At 47.6% G+C, this 21,630-nt stretch carries 22 protein-coding genes; 6 read left to right on the plus strand and 16 right to left on the minus strand.

The annotated features are described in order from the left end of the window. Nucleotides 1–46: 46 nt before the first annotated feature. The 3 genes from ABD031_RS21280 to ABD031_RS21290 form a co-directional block, all read right to left on the minus strand. Nucleotides 47–2,140, minus strand: a complete 2,094-nt coding sequence (locus ABD031_RS21280; RefSeq protein ID WP_343854951.1) for a ComEA family DNA-binding protein — start codon at nt 2,138–2,140, stop codon at nt 47–49. Next, entirely contained in the window at nt 2,137–2,958 is an 822-nt protein-coding gene (locus ABD031_RS21285) for a PorV/PorQ family protein (RefSeq protein WP_343854952.1), read from the minus strand. The genes ABD031_RS21280 and ABD031_RS21285 overlap by 4 nt, the downstream gene beginning before the upstream one ends. A 68-nt stretch (nt 2,959–3,026) precedes the next feature. Then, a complete protein-coding gene (locus ABD031_RS21290) occupies nt 3,027–4,475 on the minus strand; it encodes a POTRA domain-containing protein (RefSeq protein WP_343854953.1) in 1,449 nt (482 codons plus the stop codon). A gap of 61 nt (nt 4,476–4,536) precedes the next feature. Here ABD031_RS21290 and yidD point away from each other — a divergent pair, with 61 nt between their 5' ends. Continuing rightward, nucleotides 4,537–4,761, plus strand: a complete 225-nt coding sequence (gene yidD, locus ABD031_RS21295; RefSeq protein ID WP_343854955.1) for a membrane protein insertion efficiency factor YidD — start codon at nt 4,537–4,539, stop codon at nt 4,759–4,761. Here yidD and ABD031_RS21300 read toward each other — a convergent pair. Genes ABD031_RS21300 through ABD031_RS21320 form a run of 5 tightly spaced genes read right to left on the minus strand, consistent with a single transcriptional unit; the run spans nt 4,758 to nt 9,990 of the window. Further along, a complete protein-coding gene (locus tag ABD031_RS21300) occupies nt 4,758–5,861 on the minus strand; it encodes a prolipoprotein diacylglyceryl transferase (protein WP_343854957.1) in 1,104 nt (367 codons plus the stop codon). The genes yidD and ABD031_RS21300 overlap by 4 nt on opposite strands. A 9-nt stretch (nt 5,862–5,870) precedes the next feature. Beyond that, nucleotides 5,871–7,709 (minus strand): NAD(+) synthase, encoded by a 1,839-nt coding sequence (gene nadE / locus ABD031_RS21305; RefSeq protein ID WP_343854959.1) that lies wholly within the window; start codon nt 7,707–7,709, stop codon nt 5,871–5,873. A gap of 28 nt (nt 7,710–7,737) precedes the next feature. Continuing rightward, nucleotides 7,738–8,478: a ribonuclease III gene (gene rnc, locus ABD031_RS21310; protein ID WP_425542820.1), complete on the minus strand. Its 741-nt coding sequence runs from the start codon at nt 8,476–8,478 to the stop codon at nt 7,738–7,740. Between the two features lie 5 nt (nt 8,479–8,483). Continuing rightward, the gene (fabF, locus tag ABD031_RS21315; RefSeq protein WP_343854960.1) at nt 8,484–9,734 is read right to left on the minus strand and encodes a beta-ketoacyl-ACP synthase II; all 1,251 of its coding nucleotides are present in this window, start codon (nt 9,732–9,734) and stop codon (nt 8,484–8,486) included. Nucleotides 9,735–9,753: 19 nt separating this feature from the next. Next, the gene (locus ABD031_RS21320; protein ID WP_026950184.1) at nt 9,754–9,990 is read right to left on the minus strand and encodes an acyl carrier protein; all 237 of its coding nucleotides are present in this window, start codon (nt 9,988–9,990) and stop codon (nt 9,754–9,756) included. Nucleotides 9,991–10,141: 151 nt separating this feature from the next. Between ABD031_RS21320 and ABD031_RS21325 the strand changes: the two genes are divergently transcribed. Both ABD031_RS21325 and pyk read left to right on the plus strand, forming a co-directional pair. Next, nucleotides 10,142–10,570, plus strand: coding sequence for an IPExxxVDY family protein (locus ABD031_RS21325; RefSeq protein ID WP_343854963.1), 429 nt, complete (start codon nt 10,142–10,144; stop codon nt 10,568–10,570). Between the two features lie 7 nt (nt 10,571–10,577). After that, nucleotides 10,578–12,008 (plus strand): pyruvate kinase, encoded by a 1,431-nt coding sequence (gene pyk / locus ABD031_RS21330; protein ID WP_343854965.1) that lies wholly within the window; start codon nt 10,578–10,580, stop codon nt 12,006–12,008. Between the two features lie 48 nt (nt 12,009–12,056). Here the strand turns inward: pyk and ABD031_RS21335 are convergent, their stop codons facing one another. From ABD031_RS21335 to ABD031_RS21360, 6 genes are read right to left on the minus strand one after another with little or no spacing between them, the layout of a single operon-like run. Further along, the gene (locus tag ABD031_RS21335) at nt 12,057–12,197 is read right to left on the minus strand and encodes a hypothetical protein (protein ID WP_343854966.1); all 141 of its coding nucleotides are present in this window, start codon (nt 12,195–12,197) and stop codon (nt 12,057–12,059) included. Between the two features lie 16 nt (nt 12,198–12,213). Then, the gene (locus tag ABD031_RS21340; RefSeq protein WP_343854968.1) at nt 12,214–13,797 is read right to left on the minus strand and encodes an NFACT RNA binding domain-containing protein; all 1,584 of its coding nucleotides are present in this window, start codon (nt 13,795–13,797) and stop codon (nt 12,214–12,216) included. After that, entirely contained in the window at nt 13,797–14,561 is a 765-nt protein-coding gene (locus tag ABD031_RS21345) for an MBL fold metallo-hydrolase (RefSeq protein ID WP_343854969.1), read from the minus strand. The genes ABD031_RS21340 and ABD031_RS21345 overlap by 1 nt, the downstream gene beginning before the upstream one ends. Next, nucleotides 14,558–14,836 (minus strand): hypothetical protein, encoded by a 279-nt coding sequence (locus ABD031_RS21350; RefSeq protein WP_343854970.1) that lies wholly within the window; start codon nt 14,834–14,836, stop codon nt 14,558–14,560. The genes ABD031_RS21345 and ABD031_RS21350 overlap by 4 nt, the downstream gene beginning before the upstream one ends. Further along, complete coding sequence (locus ABD031_RS21355; RefSeq protein ID WP_343854973.1) at nt 14,836–15,213, minus strand: response regulator; 378 nt, start codon at nt 15,211–15,213, stop codon at nt 14,836–14,838. Before ABD031_RS21355 ends, ABD031_RS21350 begins: the two co-directional genes overlap by 1 nt. Beyond that, on the minus strand, nt 15,210–15,962 hold the full coding sequence (locus tag ABD031_RS21360; RefSeq protein WP_343854974.1) for a response regulator: 753 nt from the start codon (nt 15,960–15,962) through the stop codon (nt 15,210–15,212). Before ABD031_RS21360 ends, ABD031_RS21355 begins: the two co-directional genes overlap by 4 nt. A gap of 133 nt (nt 15,963–16,095) precedes the next feature. On the opposite strand from ABD031_RS21360, the gene miaA reads away from it, so the two are divergent. Continuing rightward, on the plus strand, nt 16,096–17,004 hold the full coding sequence (gene miaA, locus ABD031_RS21365; RefSeq protein ID WP_343854976.1) for a tRNA (adenosine(37)-N6)-dimethylallyltransferase MiaA: 909 nt from the start codon (nt 16,096–16,098) through the stop codon (nt 17,002–17,004). On the opposite strand, the gene ABD031_RS21370 is transcribed toward miaA, so the two are convergent. Both ABD031_RS21370 and pfkA read right to left on the minus strand, forming a co-directional pair. Next, a complete protein-coding gene (locus tag ABD031_RS21370; protein ID WP_343854979.1) occupies nt 16,992–17,255 on the minus strand; it encodes a hypothetical protein in 264 nt (87 codons plus the stop codon). The two genes, miaA and ABD031_RS21370, sit on opposite strands and share 13 nt — an antisense overlap. 73 nt (nt 17,256–17,328) lie before the next feature. After that, nucleotides 17,329–18,303 carry a 6-phosphofructokinase gene (pfkA, locus tag ABD031_RS21375; RefSeq protein WP_343854980.1) on the minus strand — a complete coding sequence of 325 codons (975 nt, stop codon included), beginning with the start codon at nt 18,301–18,303 and terminating at the stop codon, nt 17,329–17,331. A 149-nt stretch (nt 18,304–18,452) separates the two neighbouring features. On the opposite strand from pfkA, the gene ABD031_RS21380 reads away from it, so the two are divergent. After that, complete coding sequence (locus ABD031_RS21380; protein ID WP_343854982.1) at nt 18,453–19,340, plus strand: aldo/keto reductase; 888 nt, start codon at nt 18,453–18,455, stop codon at nt 19,338–19,340. Nucleotides 19,341–19,404: 64 nt separating this feature from the next. Then, nucleotides 19,405–21,558 carry an acylase gene (locus ABD031_RS21385; protein WP_343854983.1) on the plus strand — a complete coding sequence of 718 codons (2,154 nt, stop codon included), beginning with the start codon at nt 19,405–19,407 and terminating at the stop codon, nt 21,556–21,558. Nucleotides 21,559–21,630 lie beyond the last annotated feature (72 nt).

A 21,630-nucleotide genomic window follows, 5' to 3' on the forward strand; every position in this document is an offset into this window, starting at 1 on the left:
CCAAATTATCAAAAACCATAAGGACTGCGTCACCACTAGTGGAATATCATTTTAGAAAATAGCGGAGCATGAACGCGGTGTCGGTCTGTTTGGAGCCGCCAATCTCCTGAAGACCGCTGCTAATGACCTCCCGATCAGTATAGGAAGTCCGTGAGAAACGAAGGTAGGCGGTCAATTTAGGAGTGACTTGGTATTGACCGAGTAGGTAATAGCGCATGCCCTGACCCGAAAAGGCCGGGATCGAAAACGTCCAAAGTACATTGTTTTCGAAGGCATACAGCCGGTTGTCGTAGGTGTCGGTATCGAAAAGGGCTACTCGGCCGGTCAGTCGCCATTTTTCTTTTCCATACTGCACATCCTGAAGGATCATGAAGCCATGGGTGATTTCCTCCTGGATTTTCACCCGACTTACCAAGACCCGTGAGCGGATGAAAAGGTCTCTGGTGAGATGGCTCTCCAGACTGAGGGTGCCATTTAGTTTTTTGACCGGTTGGACGAGATAGGGTAGAGCTTGTTGGCCGGAGTCACTCAGATTTCTGTCTTTCTGTTCTTGGCGAATTTGGATGAAAGTGATCATGCTTCTGGTCGGTTGGTAGCTGAGCCTGCCGAGCCATTCGTAGCCTGAGGAGGGGGCATATACCCGGTACTTAAGCCAGGGAAATTTGAAATAATCGTAATAGGCGTTGATTTTCCAGCGCTTTTCAGGCCTGATCTGTAGGCCCAGATAGATGCCCTGCTCGTTGATCGGACGGGTGCTTTCTGAGAAGCCGGAGGCATAGAAGCTGTGAAAGTTTCGGTCGTATTTTCTCCAAAGGAGTGAGAGATCAATCTGCTTGCTAAGACTGCTGACAAAGCCGAGGACGGTGCCACTTCCTCCGCTTTGCGAAAGGGCGGATTCGCCGAAAAGCAGGAAGTTTTTCCAGTTGTAGTTGAAATAAAGGCTGGAAACCAGATTGCTTTGTCCGGCAAATTCGAATCGGTTGTACACTTCGGGTGTCTTGATCCATGGACGGTCAAACCTCGAAAACAGCGCGTTGGCTCCGGATTGAAACTTTCCGGAAGGATGGGAATACTGCACATTTCCGCCAAGATTGGTCTCCTGAAATTGGTTTTTGGTAGAAAGCTCGCTGGGGGTTCGATGCAGGCCTGATTGGTTCAATGTGCTGATAATTTCGCTGGCTGATTCTAGGCTGTCTAAGGATGATGTAATCCTTCCGTCTCTGGCAGCATGAGAAGCCAGCAGGGTAGCTTGCCAGTTTTTGAACTGCCTCGTAGCCCCGACACCTCTGAAAAAACCAAACTCCATCGCGGCGGTGTAGGGCAAGATTCCAATGCTACTACGCCGAACTGTCGGCACCGTCTCGGCTCCTTTGCCTAAAGCATAACCAGCACCGAAAACCAATCCCTGTCCAAATGATGCTTGAAAATCTCCCAAGGCGATGGTCTTCCATCTGCCTACGAAGTATCGGGTGAAGTGGAATGAGAGAAAGTTGAAGCCATAGCGGGCTGTCTTTCCGTCCCAGGCGAATTGTTCGCCGGCGTCTTTGTCCAGAGTCAAGCCCATGCTGAAGTCTCGGGCATGTTGGATTCTAAATCGCAGGTATACCGTGTTGGGATCACCAAGGTAGCGACTGGTGAAATCGCCTGCGGAGTTTGTGGTGGCGGGTGTAAAGCCTTTTCTGGTTTCCCAAGTCCGCTGGTGGCGAAATAGGATGTAAGCTTGCTCTTCGCTTTTGACCCGCTGCCAAAATCGCTGACTTTTCTTTCCCGTGTCTCCGATGCTGATAAATGGAACGAGTTTTTCGATGAGTTGAAGGTCAAACTCTGGGACGGCCTGCAGCTCATAGATCGACAGAAGCGCTCCGAATTCGTTGCGGTAGCTGATCAGTTGGCTGACCTGTGAGGGGTTGAGGAGGTAGGTGGCCTGCAATACTTCTGCGTCCGCCCGGTTGATGTCGATCGGATTGAGGTAAAGCTGGAAGAGCACTTCATAGATCGATTCGTAGTCCATATCCTCTTCCTGAACGGGGAAAAGTCGCTCGACAAATGCCTCCATGTCGATCGGGTATTTTGGAGGACTCTGGGAGAAGGCTAAAGTAGGCAGCATCATCGCCGCAACTATTCCCCAGACCCCTTTCATTTCTCAGTCAGTTTCAACACCAGGCTCACATGATGCGTGCGACCCAAGGAGGAGTTTTGTCCATAGGCATAGTCAAATCCGAATCGATTTTTTCTTATGCCGAGTCCGAAACTGAGTCTACTTGGATTACTGTTGACGCCAGTCCTGAGGATGATCCATTCTCTGAGTTCATACTCGATTCCAACTTTGAAGATCGGATCCAGTTCGACATCTTTTTCTAGCTCAGCCAAGACTCTTAGTGATTCGATGGGCAAATAGGAAACGCCAAGCTGGACGGCAGTTGGGAGTCTTTGTTCACTGTTTTGGCTGATTTTTGCACTGTTGAGATTGGAGAAGTTTGCACCAAGGAAAAATTTTGGGCCTAGTTCGGCAACTCCGCCTAGGGAAAAAAGGACGGCGTTTCCGTTGCCAAAGCCCTCGATCTGGGTTTGAAACCACTCTACCTTTGCGCCAATGCTGACGATGCCAAGGGTATTCGAAAAGCCAAGTCCGAACAATTGCTGGTTGAAGAGTTTTCCTCCAAAGCGTGATACACCAAGTCCGAGGGTTCCGAACTCATTTTTCCACGCTAAAGCCAAATCCACGGTCGTCAACTCCGGAAGTCCGTACCGATGGTCGAAGCCAGCTGAAATTTCGGTTCCTTCGATGCGATCCATTGCGCCGACATTGTTGAAATAAGTCCAAGAATCGGGGAGGAAAATTTTGGCATTGCCCATGCCTTGACTTCTGGCTCCATGGGCTTGGGAGACGGGGTCAGTTTGGGCGATACAGAGGGGAATCGCCCAAAACCAGAAGCTTAAAAATAGGAGTGGCTTCATCAGGTTCAAAAAAAATAGCTGAACCTAATTTAGTTAAAATTTAAAATTAAGTGATGAACAAACGGAAATTAAAAAGCGGCTTTGAAGTTGAAGAAGAAGTTCCCTTCTCCTTGGTTGTTAAGGGAGTATTCAAACCTCAGTACCATGTCATAGATCGCCACGACGTCGATACCTGCCCCGTACCCAAATAGGTATTTGTTAGTAAGTCGGGCATTTTCGGGAATGTTGTTCCTGTCTGTTACGCTTCCGTGATCAAAATTTGCACTCAGGTAAGCCTTGAAGGGAATGGTGCTGAACTGATCCAAAGGCATAAATCTGGAGATGTCAAATGACAAGTCAAAGAGCTTGTAGCGAAGGCTGTTTTTTTGCACGTACAGTTGCTGTCCTTCGATGACGTTCAGTTCATAGCCACGGATAAAATTGGGCGAATAACCGATCCCCCTGACTAAGGTATAGGGTTGCTGTGGGCTGAGAAACCACACACCGGTCAAGCCTGCGGCGAAGTGGAATTTGTCACTGATTGGGAAATATTTATTGGCCACGATGTTGACTTCAACCTCATCCAAGTCCTCGGTGTAGATGATGCCGTACTTCGTGGCTGTGAACTGTAGATATTCCCCCTGCGTAGCGTAGGCCGCGACGTTTCTGTTGTCATGTCGGAAAGAATACTGGAGATAAAGATACCGCAGGTTGTTGTTTTCGTTGTTTTGCAGATAGTCTGGGTTTTCCGTCAATACTTCTGGATTGATCCACGTATAGTTGTATCCAAGCGTCAGGAAATGGTAGTTGTAGAAAGTCCTCCGGTAGGTATATCTCAGCGCTGTCGCGAAATTTTTTCTCAACACACTTTCGGTGTCATTGGTAAAGAAGACTTGGCGGTTGTTTTCAGACTTGATAGGAATCGTTTTCTGGTCAGCATAGGTCAGCTGGACAGCAAGGCCATGATTTTGTTTTTTGTCGATGTAGGGTTTGGAATAGAGGATGTCGAGGCCTTTGGTGAAGCCCATTTGCCCGGAGAATCGAAGCTTTTCGTTTCTACCGCCCACATTACTGTGACTTAGTTTTAGTCCGTAATTGACCCGGGACCAATCTCTTCCCTGGTTTGTCCACCATTCTGTAAAGTTTCTATCGGCCAGCTGGAAAATGACGGAAGGCAAGACATACCAGCGTTCTTTAACCGATATCAGGATCTCGACCTCATTGTCTCCGGTGAAAAGCGGGGTGACTTCGACCTGCGTAAATAGCCTTAGATTGTAGATTTTTTGCTGATCGGCTTGGATGATCCCCATGAATGTCTCCCAATCGTAGAAGAAGTCGGTCGTGAAATCCAGCTCGCGAAGAATGACGTTTTTCTGCGTTTTTTCATTCCCGATGATAAAGATGTTGTTGACCCTTACACTGTCAGGGGTAGGCGGATTGCTGGGGCTCAGGGAAGTGTCCTGAGCTTTGATCTCTCCAATGCTCACCAGAAAGACTAAGAATGTAATGGTGAGTATGTTTTTGAAAATAGAAACCAAAGGAATTCTAATTGAGTAATTTTGGTTGCACCTCTGCAAACCAGCCCAAAAGGTATAACAAATGTTTAAAACCTACTTGAGAAAGATCGTCCTATTTCCCATTTTGGTTTACCAATACGTGATTTCGCCGCTGTTCCCGGCAAGTTGCAGGTTCACGCCGACGTGCAGTCAATATATGATCGACGCGATTAAGAAGCATGGAGTAATAAAGGGAGGATTCTTGGGATTCAAAAGAATTGGTCGCTGCCATCCCTGGGGAGGGCATGGTCATGATCCTGTTCCTTAAGACTTCTCCAGCTTGAATCCTTTTTTCAACGCCATCGTGACGAGTACAATCCCAGCCAGTACCAGCGGGACGCTCAGGATTTGGCCCATATTGAACTGCATGGATTGCTCAAAGTCCACCTGAACTTCCTTGAGGAATTCCCAGACGAAACGCATCCCAAAGACAGAAATCAGGAAAAGTCCCAACAGCAACCCATCGGGGAGCCTTGATTTGAATTTGTTCCAAAGTGCAAACAGGATCAGGAAAATCACGAAATAGGAAAGTGACTCATAGATCTGCGTTGGATATTTGGTGCGACCAAAGGTTTTCACCGTCACGAGGTAGCCATCCGGCTGCTCTACAATTTCGAAATTGAGAGGATTTTCCACCGATTCGGCAAGGTATTCTTTGGACGATCTGAATTGGGTCAGCGCATATTTGATATCTCGTTCCAAGATACTCGAAAGGTCTTCTTTGGAGAAGTTGCCCTTGTTGATCTTCAATTCAAAGTTTACAGGTACGATTCCATTGCCCTGCAATTCTCCTGCGCGATCTTCCGGTTTGTAGGCATCGATGTATTCAAAAGGAACCTTGAGCGTCTCCAGGATTTCCTCTGCGTCACGGGCAAAGACATAGCCACTGTCTGTTCCAGTATCTTTTCCCCCGATCTCGGAGTTCATCAGATTGCCAAAGCGAATCAAAGCTCCCGTCATGGCGGTGACGATCACGATCCGATCGACTACCCAGAGGTAGCTTTGTCCCGGAGTTCTTTTAGAATAAAGCCAAAGTGCAAAGAGGATGGCGATGGCTGCTCCATGCGATGCCAAGCCACCTTCCCATACTTTCAGGATGTCTATCGGATTGCTGAGGTATTTTTCCGGTTCGTAAAAAAGGACGTGGCCCAGTCTCGCTCCAATGATGGTAGCCAAGACCATATAGATGGTCAGTTTATCCACTAAGGTTTCGTCCTGACCTTCTTTCCTGAAAAAGTAAACCATGAATTGTTGGGAGATGATGAAACCCAAGGCGAAAAGTAAACTGTACCATCTCAGTCTCTCAAAACCGGCAAAAACCGCCTGATTGGGATCCCATACTACATAACTCAGAAAAGATTCAAGCATAATATCTGATTAGAATTGGTCTAATTGTTCAAGTTCTTCGGTATAGCCTCCAGAAAGAATCGGAAAGCGATACCAAGTTTTCGGGTCGACGTTGAATTCGTCTAGGTGAAAGGATGGAGCCAAGCGTTCACGCTTCCATTGGTTTCTCGACCAAAGTCGGAAGAATTTTTTGATATAGTCCTTCAAAACGGATTCCTCAATCTCAAGTTCTTCCTTCAAAATAAGAAAAACGTCCATCGGAGATCTTCTGTCACGAATCGCCAAGCGTTCGATTTCCACGATGATAGCGTAGGGCATGAGATCCTTTTCGTCTGTCTGCGTTCGCTCCAGTGGTCGCAACTCGGCGGTAGGGGTGAGTGAGTTGACAAACGAAAGTCCGGGTCTATTCAGATTTTTCTCCGCCCAGTGCAGCCAGTGTAGGAGAAAGTGCTTGTCCACGGCGGCGATAGGAGAGATGCTTCCGCTGGTGTCGCCATCCATCGTCGCATAGCCGACATCACCTTCACTTCGGTTGGAAGTGGAAAGCAAAAGGGCATTGCCCAAGTTGGCAAGCATCCAAATGATCGGAGATCGGGAGCGCGCCTGAATGTTTTGAAGCGTAATGTCATCCTGCTCCCAAGTCAGCTTGCGACCGATGGCGGCTTCGATTTTTTGGGTGTAGGAGTTTACCTCTTCATCAATAGTCCAGGAGTAGAACTTCGCCCCGAGACTTTCAGCCAGTGCTTTGGCGGAGTTGAAGGTGTCGTCAGAGGAGTTTTGGGTTCCTTGGTAGGCTGTCGTCAGGAGTTCACCGACCAGCTCTTTCTCGGGATTTTCTGTTTTGGGAGAAAAGACGATGCCCAGTTTTTTTACAAACAGTTCCAATCCCAGTTCCGCGAATCCACGTCTGACCATTTCGGCAACCAATACGGCAATCGTCGAGGAGTCTGCTCCTCCCGAAAGTGAAAGGACAAATCCGCTACTTTTGCTTTTACGCAGGTAGTCAAAAAGCGCAAGCGATGAAGCTTGGACAAACTCCAATTCCTTGGATTCTATTGGGGCGATACCCTGCTCTTTTTCCTCCAACTCAAAAGTCAATAGCTGAAAATCATGAAAGGAAAGCAGTTGGTTTCTGGCCAATAAAATCCCGGATTTGCCGAGTAGAATCTCGCCGTCGAAGATCATCCGTCCGGCTTCGTTGCCCAGCAGATTGACGTAGCAATAATAAGTGTCGAAAGTCTCCGAGCTAAATTCGATCAATTCACGGCGCTCCGCGGACTTTTTCATCGCAAAATGAGAGGCGCTGGGATTAAAGATGAGATCGACTTTTCGCTCGCAAAGACGGTATCCGGGACGTGCTTCCCCTCTCCAGGCGTCTTCGCAGATTTCAAAACCGTAGTGAATATCTTTGTGTCGAAAAGTCATATCTCCGAAAGGGATTTTTTCGCCCTGAAATTCGAGATCGATGACCTGGTTTGCTTGCCAAGGGGTGAACCATCGAAACTCGTAATGTACGCCGTCGATGGCCATGAATTGCTTGGCGACAAAGCCTTTCAGTTTAGCATTTTCGATCACAGCAACCGTATTGTAAACTTTGTCCTGAATTCGGACTGGAAGGCCCACAGCGACGGTGATTTCGGTACAATAGGGGATGAGATTGCCGAGTTGGGCCAGTGCTTTTTGCGGGTACCAATAGCTCAAAAAGAGGTCTTCCGATCCGTACCCCGTGATCGCCAATTCAGGAAAACAGAGGATTTCGACCTGCTTGGATTTAGCCTGAACGATGGCGTCTTGGATACGGTTGAAGTTCCCTTTCCAGTCCAGTGGGGTTTGATTGACAGTTGCTCCGGCAATTTTGATAGCGGCCATGAGTTGATTGGATTGGGGGGATTTAGTGCTATAGGGAGATGTTCAGGGTTTCGCATGCATTTTTGGAGGCCTCTTGTTCGGCTTTCTTTTTTGTGCTGCCCTTGCCCTCGGCGACAGATTCACCGTCTACGTGCAGCTCGACAACAAATTCCTTAAAGCGTTGGTTTCCATTGACTCTCAGGACTTTGTATTCGACTACTTTGGACTCTTTTTGCGACCATTCGATGATCTTGCTTTTGTAATTGGTCACCGTACTGATCATCCCATCTAAATCCATGTGGAGGAGGATTCGCTGCAGGATGAGCTTTTGGGTGAATTTGTAACCCCGATCTAGATAGACCGCACCGACAAATGCTTCCAGAATATCTCCAAAGAGTGACTTGTTACCGATAAACTGCCGACTGCTGACTACCTGCTCAAGCGTGTCCTTAAGACCGATCTTGATTCCGATCTCGTTCAGCGTTTCACGGTTGACAAGTTTGGAGCGGGTTTCGGTCAGGAAGCCTTCGTCTCGGTACGGGAATTTGTTAAACAAGTATTCTGCTATCACCGAGCCCAATACAGCATCTCCCAGAAACTCGAGGCGTTCGTTGGAGATTTTGAAGCCTTTGGGAGTTTCCTCTCCAAGTCCGGATGGAGTAAGCGCCAGTCGATAGAGGGATAAATTCAAAGGCTTGCGCCCAATGATCATCTTGATCGAGGATGCAAGCCTTTTGTCTTTCGCGCTAAAGAATAGAGTGTGGATTCCGAGTCTCTTGAAGAGGTTCACTCTGTTCAGTTATATTTTTTGAAGATGACGGAGCAATTGTGTCCGCCAAATCCAAAGGTATTGCTTAGCGCATAGTTAATTTCTCTCGCCTGAGGTTTGTTAAAGGTCAGGTTGAGTGCCGGATCAAAGGCTTCATCATCGGTGAAGTGATTGATCGTCGGCGGTACCAGGCTGTTGTTGATCGCAAGGATCGACGCAATAGCCTCCACGGCTCCAGCCGCTCCGAGCAGGTGACCAGTCATGGACTTGGTGCTGCTGATATTGAGCTTGTAGGCGTGATCTCCGAAGATATTTTGGATGGCCTTGATTTCTCCCACATCACCGAGTGGTGTGGATGTGCCGTGGACATTGATGTAGTCAATATCTTCTGGCTTAAGTCCTGCATCTTCGAGAGTGATTTTCATCACGTTGCTTGCTCCCAATCCTTCAGGATGTGGAGCGGTAATATGAAACGCATCTGCTGTCATACCACCACCGACAAGTTCAGCATAGATTTTTGCCCCTCTGGCTTTCGCATGTTCCAATTCTTCCAGAATCAAAGCTCCTGCTCCTTCACCCAAGACAAATCCATCTCTGTCTTTGTCAAATGGACGAGAAGCGGTCTCTGGGGAATCGTTTCGCTGAGAAAGTGCTTTCATGGCATTGAATCCGCCGATACCTGCTTCTGATACTGCTGCTTCCGAACCACCGCTGATGAAGACGTCTGCTTTACCCAAACGGATATAGTTGAAGGCGTCTATCAAAGCATTGGTAGCTGATGCACAGGCCGATACTGTCACAAAGTTTGGTCCTCTGAATCCGTATTTGATGGAAATAAATCCTGCGGCGATATCCGCAATCATTTTGGGAATAAAGAAGGGGTTGAAGCGTGGGGTACCGTCCCCTCTGGTAAATTCTGCTACTTCCTCCTGAAAAGTCCTGAGGCCTCCGATGCCGGAGCCCCAAATCACACCGGAGCGGGATTTATCAATGGAATCGAGATCAAGACCGGAATCAAGGATGGCTTGCTCTGCAGTAATCATTGCATACTGGGTGAATGCATCCATTTTTCTTGCCTCTTTCCTGTCCATGTATTGGTCGAGGTCGAGATTTTTGACTTCGCAGGCAAATTGGGTTTTGAAAAGTGAAGCGTCGAACCGAGTAATAGGCGCAGCGCCGCTCACACCATCAGTCAACCCCTTCCAGAATTCTTCTGTGGTGTTTCCTATCGGTGTGAGGGCACCTAAACCAGTTACAACAACTCTTTTTAAATTCATAGAATGAATTCAGTAGTTCTTATTTAACGTTTGCCTCAAGGTATGTGATTGCCTGGCCAACAGTACCGATTTGCTCAGCCTGGTCGTCTGGAATAGAGATGTTGAATTCTTTTTCGAATTCCATGATCAATTCCACAGTATCCAGAGAGTCAGCTCCAAGGTCATTGGTGAAGCTAGCTTCCATAGTCACTTCAGACTCTTCTACGCCAAGTTTGTCAACAATGATGGCCTTTACTTTTTGTGCAATTTCAGACATTTTGTGATCAGTTTAGTTAATAACACTTCGCAAAGAAATATATTTAATACCTAATTGACAAAGAAATGGCAGAAGTAAATTTTTAAGTAAAAACCCCGTTCGGCCTGCTCAATATTAATTCTAACTTTGCCTCCATCATGATTCTTCCTAAATGAAGAAGACCAAATTATTTGTAGAACCCGCGTTTGATTTTGAGCTACTGGGACTTGTGTCACCGGTTAAGGATTATAAAATGGCCTGGCTGATCAACAAAGTTATGGACTTGGATTTGGCACGGGTGGACGATTTGCAAATCGAGTTTCTCTCCGCTCCCCGAATGGATATCTCTCAATATTTCCTTTCTTTGCCGCACGGGTATATCCAGCTTCTAAAAAATAAAGCCATCAATACTTCGCAGCAATTGGCGTATTTGATCCCAGAATTGCGAAATTTGGACTACTTCCTTCTAATACAGGATAAAACACAACAAACCAGCATTACTGCCTTTGTCGATCACCTAGCCGAAAACCCCCTAATTCAAAGCGTAGTAAGACTGGATGTTTCAAAATTAAAATCAAAAGACAACCTATTAACTTATTAATGACCCGATGAGCCACATGCCTTTTAAGAAAACAAAAATTCTGGCTACAATAGGCCCTGCCTCCAACAACTACGAAATGATCAAAAGCCTGGCAGCCGCCGGGGCCAATGTCTTTCGACTCAACTTTTCCCATGGCACTCATGCCGTACACCAGGAAGTCGTCGAAATCATTCGTAGAGTAAACAAAGAACTCAACACCAATCTCGGAATCCTTCAGGATCTCCAAGGACCAAAAATCAGAGTAGGTGAAGTCGAAAACAACGGCGTAGAGATCAAGCCCGGTGAACAAATTACCATCACCAACGATCCGGTAATCGGAACCTCAGCGCTCGTAAGTACCGTATATCAAAACCTTCCCCAAGACGTAGTTCCCGGTGACAGGATTCTAATCGACGATGGTAACCTGGAAGTTGTTGTCAACAGTACCGACGGTAAAAATGTAAACGCAACCGTCATCCACGGCGGTATTCTCAAGTCCCGCAAGGGAATCAACCTTCCCAATACCAAAGTTTCCGCTCCTTCCCTGACTGAAAAAGATATCGAAGATCTCAGCTTCGGTTTGGATCTCGATGTGGATTGGATCGCGTTGTCTTTTGTAAGATCGGCTGATGATATTACTGACCTGAGAACAAGGATCAAAGCCGCAGGCAAGGAATGCAAGATTGTAGCTAAAATCGAAAAGCCTGAAGCACTCGACAACATAGACGCCATCATCGAGGCGACGGATGCGATCATGGTCGCCAGAGGTGACTTGGGAGTGGAAGTTCCCATGGAGATCGTTCCGCTTTGGCAGAAGAAGATGGTCGAGAAATGTAAGCTCGCCTGTAAGCCTGTCATCATCGCTACACAAATGATGGAGAGCATGATCCAAAATCCACGTCCAACCCGAGCGGAAACCAACGATGTGGCCAATGCAGTCTTGGATGGTGCCGATGCGGTGATGCTTTCTGCGGAGACTGCGTCTGGAAAATATCCCGTCAATGCCGTGAAGGCGATGACCAGCATCATCATGTATCTGGAACAAAATGCAGAAATCTATCACAATCTCTACAAAATCCCTGAAGAAGAAGAAACTTTCCTGAGTGACAATGTGATCTTGATGGCCGCCAGACTTTCTAGAAATGTAAAAGCAAAAGCGATCGTCGGAATTACCTATTCCGGTTTCACCGGTTTAAGATTGGCTTCACACCGTCCGTTGGCGAATATTTTCGTGTTTACACGCAATGAAAAATTGCTGACCCAGATGTCTCTGGTGTGGGGCGTACGCGCCTATTTCTACAGCAGTCAGATTTCCACAGATGCTACTTTCGAAGACATCGAAAACTCTCTCAAAAATGACGATCACGTCAAATCGGGAGATATAATCATCAATACTGCCAGCATGCCGCTGAAGCAGAATGGAAGAACCAACATGCTCAAAGTGCACGTGGTAGAATAATTCCAACAGGTGGATTTTCGCGGATTGAAAAAGGATGGATCTTCGGATTCATCCTTTTTTTGTGTAGAATTCAGATTTTCCTCCTTCTCCGGAAACCGGGCTTTCCCCCCGTTGTCCTGCTTCTCCTGAAGCTGGACTATATTCCCAGCGACAGATAAAACCGACACCGATCAGCAGCAAAATCTGCATTTCAAACACATTTGGTCTACGACTTCCTTGCTGCAGTCTCTTCGTCGGGACCGATAGGTGGCACGAGGATCACTTTTTCCCGATTGACCATCACGGAACCCGGAGCAGACCCTTTTACTTTTCGCACAAACTTCGCGTGCGTATAGATCACGGGTGCGAGGGAGTCTGTTTTTAGTTTGGAATAAAAGGCCGCTAAGCCTGCTGCCCGTTCCAATACGGTGTTTGGCAGTGTGCTCATTCCCTTCATGCGGATGACCACGTGCGAACCTGGGACCTGCCGGGCGTGCAGCCACAGGTCAACCTTGTGGACAAATCCTCTCAGCATCTCGTCGTTGTCCTTGGCGGACTTCCCGACCCAAATGGTGAAGCCTTCAAATTCGAAGACCTTGAAGGGCAAGCCGCTCACTTCTTTAGTGATTGCTTTGTCTTCCTTGTTGGTTTTCTGGTAGCTCTTGAGTCCTCTGAAGTCGGCAATGGACTGAATCGATTCGATTTTACGCTCCAGCTCTGCTTTCAGACTGAACTTAGACGCGATCGTTTTATCGATCTGATCGAGCTCTATTTGCCGGTTTTTTGATTTGCGATAGAGAGACTCGGCTAGCTGTTGCGGCTTTTGATTGTGTTTGAGCGTGACTTTGACTGTGTTTCCTGTGTAGAAATCCAGTAGTTCGGTTTCAGATTTTCCGTTTTCAAACTCATGCAGATTGGCCATAATCACATCCGCAAGCTGGCTGGGGGCGGCGGCGGTGCGGAGTTCTTCCAGCTTCGCGCTGGATTTTTGAATGTACGAATCTGTCTTTCTCAGCTGATCCTGGTAGCTTTTCAGCAGGGAGTTTTTTTCTTTTTCGAATTTCCCCTTAACCAATGCCTGAAAGAAAAGCTCGTTCGACGCCTGAATAGGATCTGAAAAGGTTTTGATGGGAGATTCTACTGGCAAAAGACTGAGCTGCACTCCGTCTTGATTTTCAACAAGAGAAAATAGGGGTGCGTCCAGGAGATCCAACACCTCCAGCATCAATGTCCATTTGGCATCTAAGGGAGCTTCAGGATAACCTCGCGCTTTGAGCCAAGCCCGTGGTATCGCGCCGAGAGTCGGTAGGAATTGGGACGCATTTCCGTCCAGTTCGACAAATCGCTCTTGACTCAATTCCAGTGATCTTGCCAGGCTTTCCGAATCGAGTTCTTTGTCTTCGCGAATTTCCCTGCGAAACAGGAGAGAGGGACTTTGCTCGTCTTTTTGGTACAAAAGGACGTTGCTTCGGTTGCCATGAAGTTTGAAGACCAGCTTTTTTCCGGATTCCAACCCGAAGTAGAATGCCCGCTCAAAACTGAACACCGAACAACTCACAATCACATCGCCGATTAGTTCATGGAAAAGATCGATGCTGTTTCGCTTGGCGCGATGATACTGCGTCGGAAAACTCAGATAGATCTGTGGTGGCAGCAAATGCGCCCGGATAAACAGGCTTCCCTCTTGCCCCTCCGTTTCCACAACCAGTTCGTCTTTGCTCTGGGAAAAGCAGGCTACCAAAGTCCTGCCGACAAAGGTGTCATGCAGCGCAGGGCTGAGGTATTTGAGAAAATGATAATTGAGGTGCATCAGGCCAAAGTTAACTCCAGCCCATCATAGGCCAAAGCCACTCCGTCTGGGATTTGTTTGCTGATGGAGTCATGGAGTCCCAGACGGTGTGAGATGTGGGTGAAATAGGTTTGTTGTGCACCGATTTTTTTTGCCATTTCGATCGCTTCATTCAGCGTGAAATGTGAAATGTGGGGGTCAATCTGCAGGGCATTCAGGACCAGGATTTCCGTGCCCTCCAGCAGTTTCATGGACCTCTCCGGGATTTGTTTTGCGTCAGTAATGTAGCTGAAGTTTCCAAAGCGGAAGCCAAAAACAGGTAGCTTGTAATGGAGAACCGGAATTGGTGTGACGGCCAGTCCATTGACACAGAACGGGTTTTCGTCGATCTCAATTTGCTCGATTTGAGGTACGCCGGGATATTTTTTTGGGCTAAAAACATACGCATATTCTCTTCGAATCTGTTTCAGCACGTTTTTACTACCGAAGATCGGCATGTCTTTTTGCTGGGAAAAATTGAAAGGACGGATGTCGTCCAACCCTCCCGTATGGTCCTTGTGCTCGTGGGTAAAAAGTATCGCATCAAGCCGACGGATCCCTGAGCGTAGCATTTGCATTCTGAAATCTGGCCCTGTGTCTACCACCAGCGAGACACCTTCCGCCTCCACGTGGATCGATGTTCGGAATCTCTTGTCTCTAAAATCCAGTGATTTGCAGACAGGACACTCGCATCCGATCACGGGAACTCCCTGGGAGGTGCCGGTGCCTAGGAAATTAACCTTCAAAACTTGAGCGTGGTTTGCCGGAGTTCGCTGAGGAAATCCTGGTTGGGTTTGTCTTTGAAATCCTTCGGATCAAAGTTTAATTCATTCATGATGTCAATTAGGGCATTGATTTTTCCTTCGAGGGGAAAGTATTTGTTGACGATCACAATTTTGGTATCATTGAGTATACAATAGCCAGACTTGAAATTGCCCTTCTCATACCGCAGAACATAGGCGGAAGCAGAGAAGAGATTTTCCAATTTGTCCAGAAAATGCTTGGTATACTTGATTGCCATTAGCTAAGAAATTTTTTGACCGTTGCCAGCAATTTGTCGTAGTTCAGCGGTTTTTGTATAAAGTCATCGAATCCAAATCTGCGAAATTCCTCCGGCGTGTGGTTATGGATATTTCCGCTGATGGCGATAATCGGCAGCTTGCTGATGGCTTCGTCCTCCGAGGCTCGTATCTGTCTGGTGCACTCGACCCCATCCATGACCGGCATGCTGATGTCCATCAGGATCAGGTCAAATTTCTCCTTTTCCAACAGTTCTAGAACTTGCTTTCCATTGCGGGCTGCCTTCATTTGATAGTCTTCAAATGCCAGTACGTTTTTGGTCAGGTTGATGATGACGGAACTATCCTCGCCGACGAGGATTTTTTTGGCTATGCTCATGATTCAAAAATAGGTTCTTGGTTGAAAAATATTCGGAATTGACGAATTTCATTTCTTAATATTTTTATTTCCTTTTCGAATTCCTCGGTTTGTTGAGATCTGCCATGTTCTTCAGATTTCAAAGCGGTGCGAAAAACACCCATGACGCCCAGAGTTCCAGAGTTCCCCTTGAGCATATGGATTTTTTCCATCAAACCTACAGCGGAAGAATATGGAATATGAGCATCGATCGCCTGCTCTAGTTCCTCGCATTCCATTAGGAAATCCTCAAAAATTTTCTGAATGGATTGCCGGGAGTGGTATTTGAGCAGCTGATCGATAATCGCCCGATCTAGGATCTTGGTTTCGACTTGCTCAACCCTTTCTGTCGGCTTTGCGATGGACTGGGTCTTTAGATAACTATGGACGAGTTGAAGGAATTCCCGAGGACGGATAGGTTTAGTGATAAAGTCATCGAAGCCCTGCGCCAGGAAGCTACCGCGATCGGATTCTCCGGCGTAGGCTGTGACTGCAAGTATCGGACAGGTTGAGGTGGTTTCATTTCTGATTTTTTTCATCGCAGTGATACCGTCCATCAAGGGCATTTGGATGTCCATGAGGATAAGGTGAAACTCCGTGTTCTTTGCCCACTCCAACGCTTCAAGCCCATTTTTGGCGGACTCTATCGAAAACTGTTGCCCGATAAGGTTTTCAAAAAGCGCTCTGTTTAGATCGTTGTCATCTACAATAAGTACTCTTTTGCTTTTCATCTGTTTTTAAATAGATTTTTAATGGTCAGATGGAATCTAGCATCCTTGTTAATCATCTTTCTGAGTGACTTTTTTGTCATGCTCGATTTCATAGCATTCCTTTGGACTTTTACGAGACTAAAATTCCAAAACTTTGACGGGAGAAAAAAATCTGATTCTGGTAGTCGGCCCCACAGCGGTAGGCAAAACCGACCTCTGTCTAATGCTAGCCAAAAAATTTGAGACCGAGATTGTCTCCTGTGACAGCAGACAGTTTTATCGGGAAATGAATCTGGGGACCGCCAAACCCAGTCCGGAGGAGCTGGCTCTTGTACCGCATCATTTGATCAATACCCGCTCGATAGCAGAAGAGTATGACGTGAAGCGCTTTGAAAAAGACGGTTTGGAAATTTTGGAGACGATTTTTAAGACCAATTCTGTTGCGATTATGACCGGGGGTTCGGGGCTCTTTGCGGATGCCATTATCAAGGGGTTTGATGAAATTCCCACCGTTGCTCCCGAGATTCGTCCCATGGTAATCGCAGCATACGAGGAAAAAGGGCTAGGCTGGCTTCAGGCTGAAGTTGCCCGGATAGATCCGGAGTATTTTTCGCAGGTGGACCAGCAAAACCCACAGCGGCTCATGCGTGCGCTGGAAGTGTACCGCGGCACGGGATTGAAGTTCAGCAGTTTTCGAGTGAAAAGAGCGGCCGTGCGTCCTTTTCGAATACTAAAAATCGGACTGGAAAGAGACCGGGAGGAATTGTACCGTCGCATCGATGAGCGCATGGATCAGATGATCGATCAGGGACTTTTTGAGGAAGCGGAGTCGCTTTTTGCGCAGCGCCATCTAAACTCCCTCCAGACGGTCGGGTATTCAGAGATCTTCGGCTATCTCGAGGGCAACTATGACCGAGCCGAAGCGGTCAGACTATTGAAAAGAAATTCCCGGCGGTACGCCAAGCGCCAGTTGACTTGGTTCCGCCGGGATGCTGAAATCAGCTGGTTTCATCCGGATCAATCCGAGAAAATTCTCGCTTGGCTTGCCAGTCAGATGGCTTGAAAACCGCTCAGTTTGGCCACCCAATTGTAAGGGGCCTTTTTGATCAGCGCATTGTATTGGTGTCGGTTGACCTTCATCTGGCGTATGATTTCCAAGCTTTTTTTGGAGGCTTTGCCTGCAGCGTTCGATAGCTTCATGCGTTCCAAGACAGAATCTGGGTCAGCGATTTCTCCGAGAATCAATCCGAGTTCGGGATGGTTCAGGCTTAGGTTTGAGATTAGTTCCCGCTGATGGTTAAGTTTTCGCTGCATGGAATTTTTCACAGTCAGAAAAAAAAGCAGGCAGGCACCTCCCATAGTGATAAACAATGGAATATATCCCATGTCAAATGTTTAAGATTTCGATTAAAGCTAGGTGATCCGGATGTATCGGCTTCGACTTGCCGATGCAGTCAGCGAAAGTTGTATAGACGATTTCGTTGTTGATGACTCCGGACATGCAGCCGGCCTTGCCAGCAATTAGTCCATCTACGGCACCCATTCCACATCGGCTACCCAATACTCGGTCGCGGGCTGTCGGTGCACCTCCACGTTGGATGTGTCCCAATGTAGTTACTTTAAAGTCCTTGGCGGGGTTATCTACTTTGGTTTTTACCATTGCCATGATCTCGTTGGCATTGCCCAGCTCATCACCCTCGGCTACTACGATGATACTGGAACTTCGAAACTCACGGTGACTTTTTAGGGTATTGACCACGGCGTCAAGGTCAGTTTTGGTTTCGGGCACCATTACAAATTCCGCACCTCCTCCGATGCCGCATTCTACGGCGATAAAGCCGGCATCTCTGCCCATCACTTCTACAAAGAATATCCGGTCATGTGCCGCTGCGGTGTCTCTGATTTTATCGATAGCTGCCAGAGCGGTGTTTACCGCAGTATCAAAGCCAATGGTGAAATCAGTACCATAGATGTCGTTGTCGATCGTGCCGGGACAGCCTACGGTAGGAATTCCATACTCTTCATAGAAAATTTTAGCTCCGGTGAATGTTCCGTCGCCTCCGATCGCTATCAGACCTTCAATGCCCAAAGCTTTGAGACTTTCATAGGCTTTTTTCCTGCCTTCAGGAGTTCTGAATTCTGAGGATCTTGCGGATTTGAGGATGGTACCTCCGCGCTGGATGATGTTACTGACCGAGTGGGAATTCATTTGCTTGATATCTCCCTCGATCATTCCCTCGTATCCGCGGTTGATTCCGTAGACTTCAAGTCCTCTAAATATTCCTGTTCTGACTACCGCGCGAATACAGGCATTCATCCCAGGGGAATCTCCACCAGAGGTGAAAACAGCTATTTTTTTCATGGTTATAGGTTTTAGGCAGATCAAAAATAAAGATAATAGCAGGAAATCTTTACGGTAATTCCAAAATTGAACCCGAAATTAGGAAGGTCATCAGGAATTTGTCATTAACAAATTGCGGCTGAGGTCGGGAAAAATTTAACCCAAAAACAATGTCAACTGTTTCAGATTCACAGGCGCCCTTTTTTCCACCGATCGCCTTGGGTTGCATGTCCCTGCCGGAGTCTTTTTCTGAAGCTGAAAAAGTGCTTCTTAAGGCAGTTGACTCAGGAATATCTTTTTTTGATACCGCTGATTTGTACCAAAAAGGGAAGAATGAATTGAACATTGGACGAGCGCTCCGATATAGGCGCTCCGATTTGATTTTGGCGACCAAGGTGGGGAATAAGTGGAACCCAGATGGAGAGTCCTGGTCTTGGAATCCGCGGAAGGAATATATTGTGCAGGCGCTGGAGGAAAGCCTAAAACGACTCCAAACCGACTGCATTGACCTATATCAGCTTCATGGAGGCACGCTAGACGACCCTTGGGAAGAAATTTTGGAGACTTTTGAGCTTTTGAAAAGTCAGGGTAAAATCCGTGCCTTCGGCATTTCCTCGATCCGACCCAACGTGATTCGAAACCTCTTAGCCATGAATCCTCCCGCTACAATCATGATGCAGTACAGTCCGCTGGATCGCAGACCTGAGGAGACGGTTTTCCCTTTGCTGGAAGAAACGACCACCCGTGTTTTAGTTCGGGGAGCTTTTGCCAAAGGCATCTTGATTGATAAGCCGCTTGCTGGTTTTTTAGATTTCCCAGAGGAAAAAGTAGGGGAGATCAAAGCGGAAATTCAAGAATCCGGCTTTTCTCCCGAAGCAGTCTTGATCCGGTTTGGATTGAGCGAAAAAGCAGTGTCATCGCTTGTGGTTGGGGCAAGTTCGGTGGAGCAGGTGGAAAAGCTTCAAAAAGCGGTCGAGGAATGTCCGTCAATCCCGGGGGAATTGATCACACGGCTCAAGGAGAAATTGCCAAAGAATCACTACAAAGACCACCGATAAGAAAGCTTTTGCGCGGACTTTTGAAATCACTTACTTTGGGATGACCACCTTTTTGACCAAACCTATGCTGAAGAGATTTGCCTTTCTGATTTGCACGATCACGTTTTTTTCCTGCGAAAACAAAAACTCCACCGATGGACTGAGTCGCTGGGAAGCCCAAGCTGCACGGGTAGAGATCCTTCGTGATGACTTCGGCGTGCCTCACATCTATGGCAAAAGCGACGCGGACGCCGTCTTTGGTCTGCTCTATGCTCAGTGTGAGGACGATTTCAGAAGAGTGGAGCGGAACTATATCTGGGCCATCGGGAGGCTGGCCGAGCTGGAAGGGGAGGAGGCGCTTTATTCTGACCTCCGAGCGAACCTTTACATGACCGAAGCGGAAGCCAAAGCGGCTTACGAATTCGCTCCGGATTGGCTTAAGTCGCTGTGTGTGGCCTTTGCTGATGGGGTCAACTACTACTTGCACACCCATCCCGAAGTAAATCCTCAGGTGATCACGCACTACGAACCTTGGATGCCAATGTTCTTTTCGGAAGGGTCCATTGGCGGCGATATCGAGAGTATATCAACAGAGAGATTGAAAGCATTCTACGAAGGAGACACTGCTTTGGCGTTTCTTGAGACCGAAGATATCTTCACCGAGCCACAGGGGTCAAATGGGATTGCCATCGCTCCGGCATTGTCTGAATCCGGCAACGCAATGTTGCTGATCAATCCCCATACCTCGTTCTACTTTAGACCTGAAGTCCATTTGGTAAGTGAGGAAGGGCTCAATGTCTATGGTGCTGTGACTTGGGGGCAGTTTTTTGTATACCAGGGTTTCAATGAGAAAACGGGCTGGATTCATACCTCCACTTTTGTGGATTTCAAGGATGAATTTGAAGAGGAGATTGTAGAGGCCGGCGATAAGATTCAGTATAAGTTTGGGAATGAACTCAGGGATGTTATAAAGCAGACAGTCACCTTGAAGTACAAGGAAGGGGAGCAAGTGAAAGAAAAGGATTTCAATTTCTACCGCACGCATCACGGACCGATCACCCACAAGACCGGCGAAAAGTGGGTGGCGACCAAGATCAATTGGGACCCTGTCAATGCGCTGTCGCAAAGTTATACACGGACCAAGCTTGCCAACTATGCGGAGTTTAAGGACATGATGAATATCCGCACCAACTCGTCCAATAACACCGTTTTTGCGGATGCAGACGGAAATATCGCCTACTTCCACGGCAACTTTATCCCAAAGCGAAATCCCGAATACGACTTCTCCAAGCCCGTGGACGGTAGCAATCCGGAGACCGACTGGCAGGGGCTACACACCGTCGATGAAAGCATCCTGATCCTCAATCCCGGTAACGGCTGGATTCAAAACTGCAACTCCACGCCTTTCACGGCAGCGGCGGAGTTTAGCCCAAAAAGAGAAGACTACCCGGCATACATGGCCCCGGATGCGGAGAATTTCCGCGCAGTCCATGCGGTGAAAGTTTTGAAGGAAGTCGAAAAACTGAACTTGGATACTTTCCTCGAATTGGCTTACGACCCGTATTTGCCGGCCTTCGAATACCTGATTCCCGAGTTGCTGGCCGCAGTGGGAGGAGGGAAAAATGGGGAGCAATCCCAAGTACTGGAACTGATGAAGGCCTGGGATTACCGTACCTCCAAGGAATCTGTGGCGATGTCCGTAGCGCATTTTTATGGAGAAAACTACCAGCGGGCTTTTCGAAGCATGGGCCGATTTGTCAATCCGATGTCGGTTGCCAAGATTCCGACTTCGGCGGAAATCCAGGAGATCTTTGAAAAGACCATCGCTCAGATGAATGGCGACTTTGGCACCTGGAACACGCCTTGGAGTGAGATCAACCGTTTTCAGCGATTAAGCGGTGAGATTGGTGCTGATTTTGACGACGACAAGTCATATGTGCCGATTGGGCTCGCTTCTGGAAACTGGGGTGCTTTGGCGGCATATGGAGCTCAAACCTACGAGGGGTCCAAGCGTCTGTACGGCTATCGCGGCAATAGCTTTGTGGCCGTGGTCGAGTTTGGAGATCGGGTGAAAGCCAAGACCATCCTTGCTGGCGGCCAAAGCGCCGATCCAACTTCCCCACACTTCTTTGATCAAGCGCAGCGGTACGCAGACGCTGAGTTTAAGAACGTGGCGTTTTATCGGGACGACGTGGAGAAGCGTAGTACGAAACGGTACAGCCCTGGCGAAAAAGAATGACTTGACGTCCAATTTTTCAACCGGACTTACTCATTTTTGTTCCTGACTTTTGTTAGGGATAGGCAGGTTGTT

Origin of the sequence: Algoriphagus jejuensis, from assembly GCF_039523455.1 — a bacterium.
In the GTDB taxonomy this organism is placed as follows: domain Bacteria; phylum Bacteroidota; class Bacteroidia; order Cytophagales; family Cyclobacteriaceae; genus Algoriphagus; species Algoriphagus jejuensis.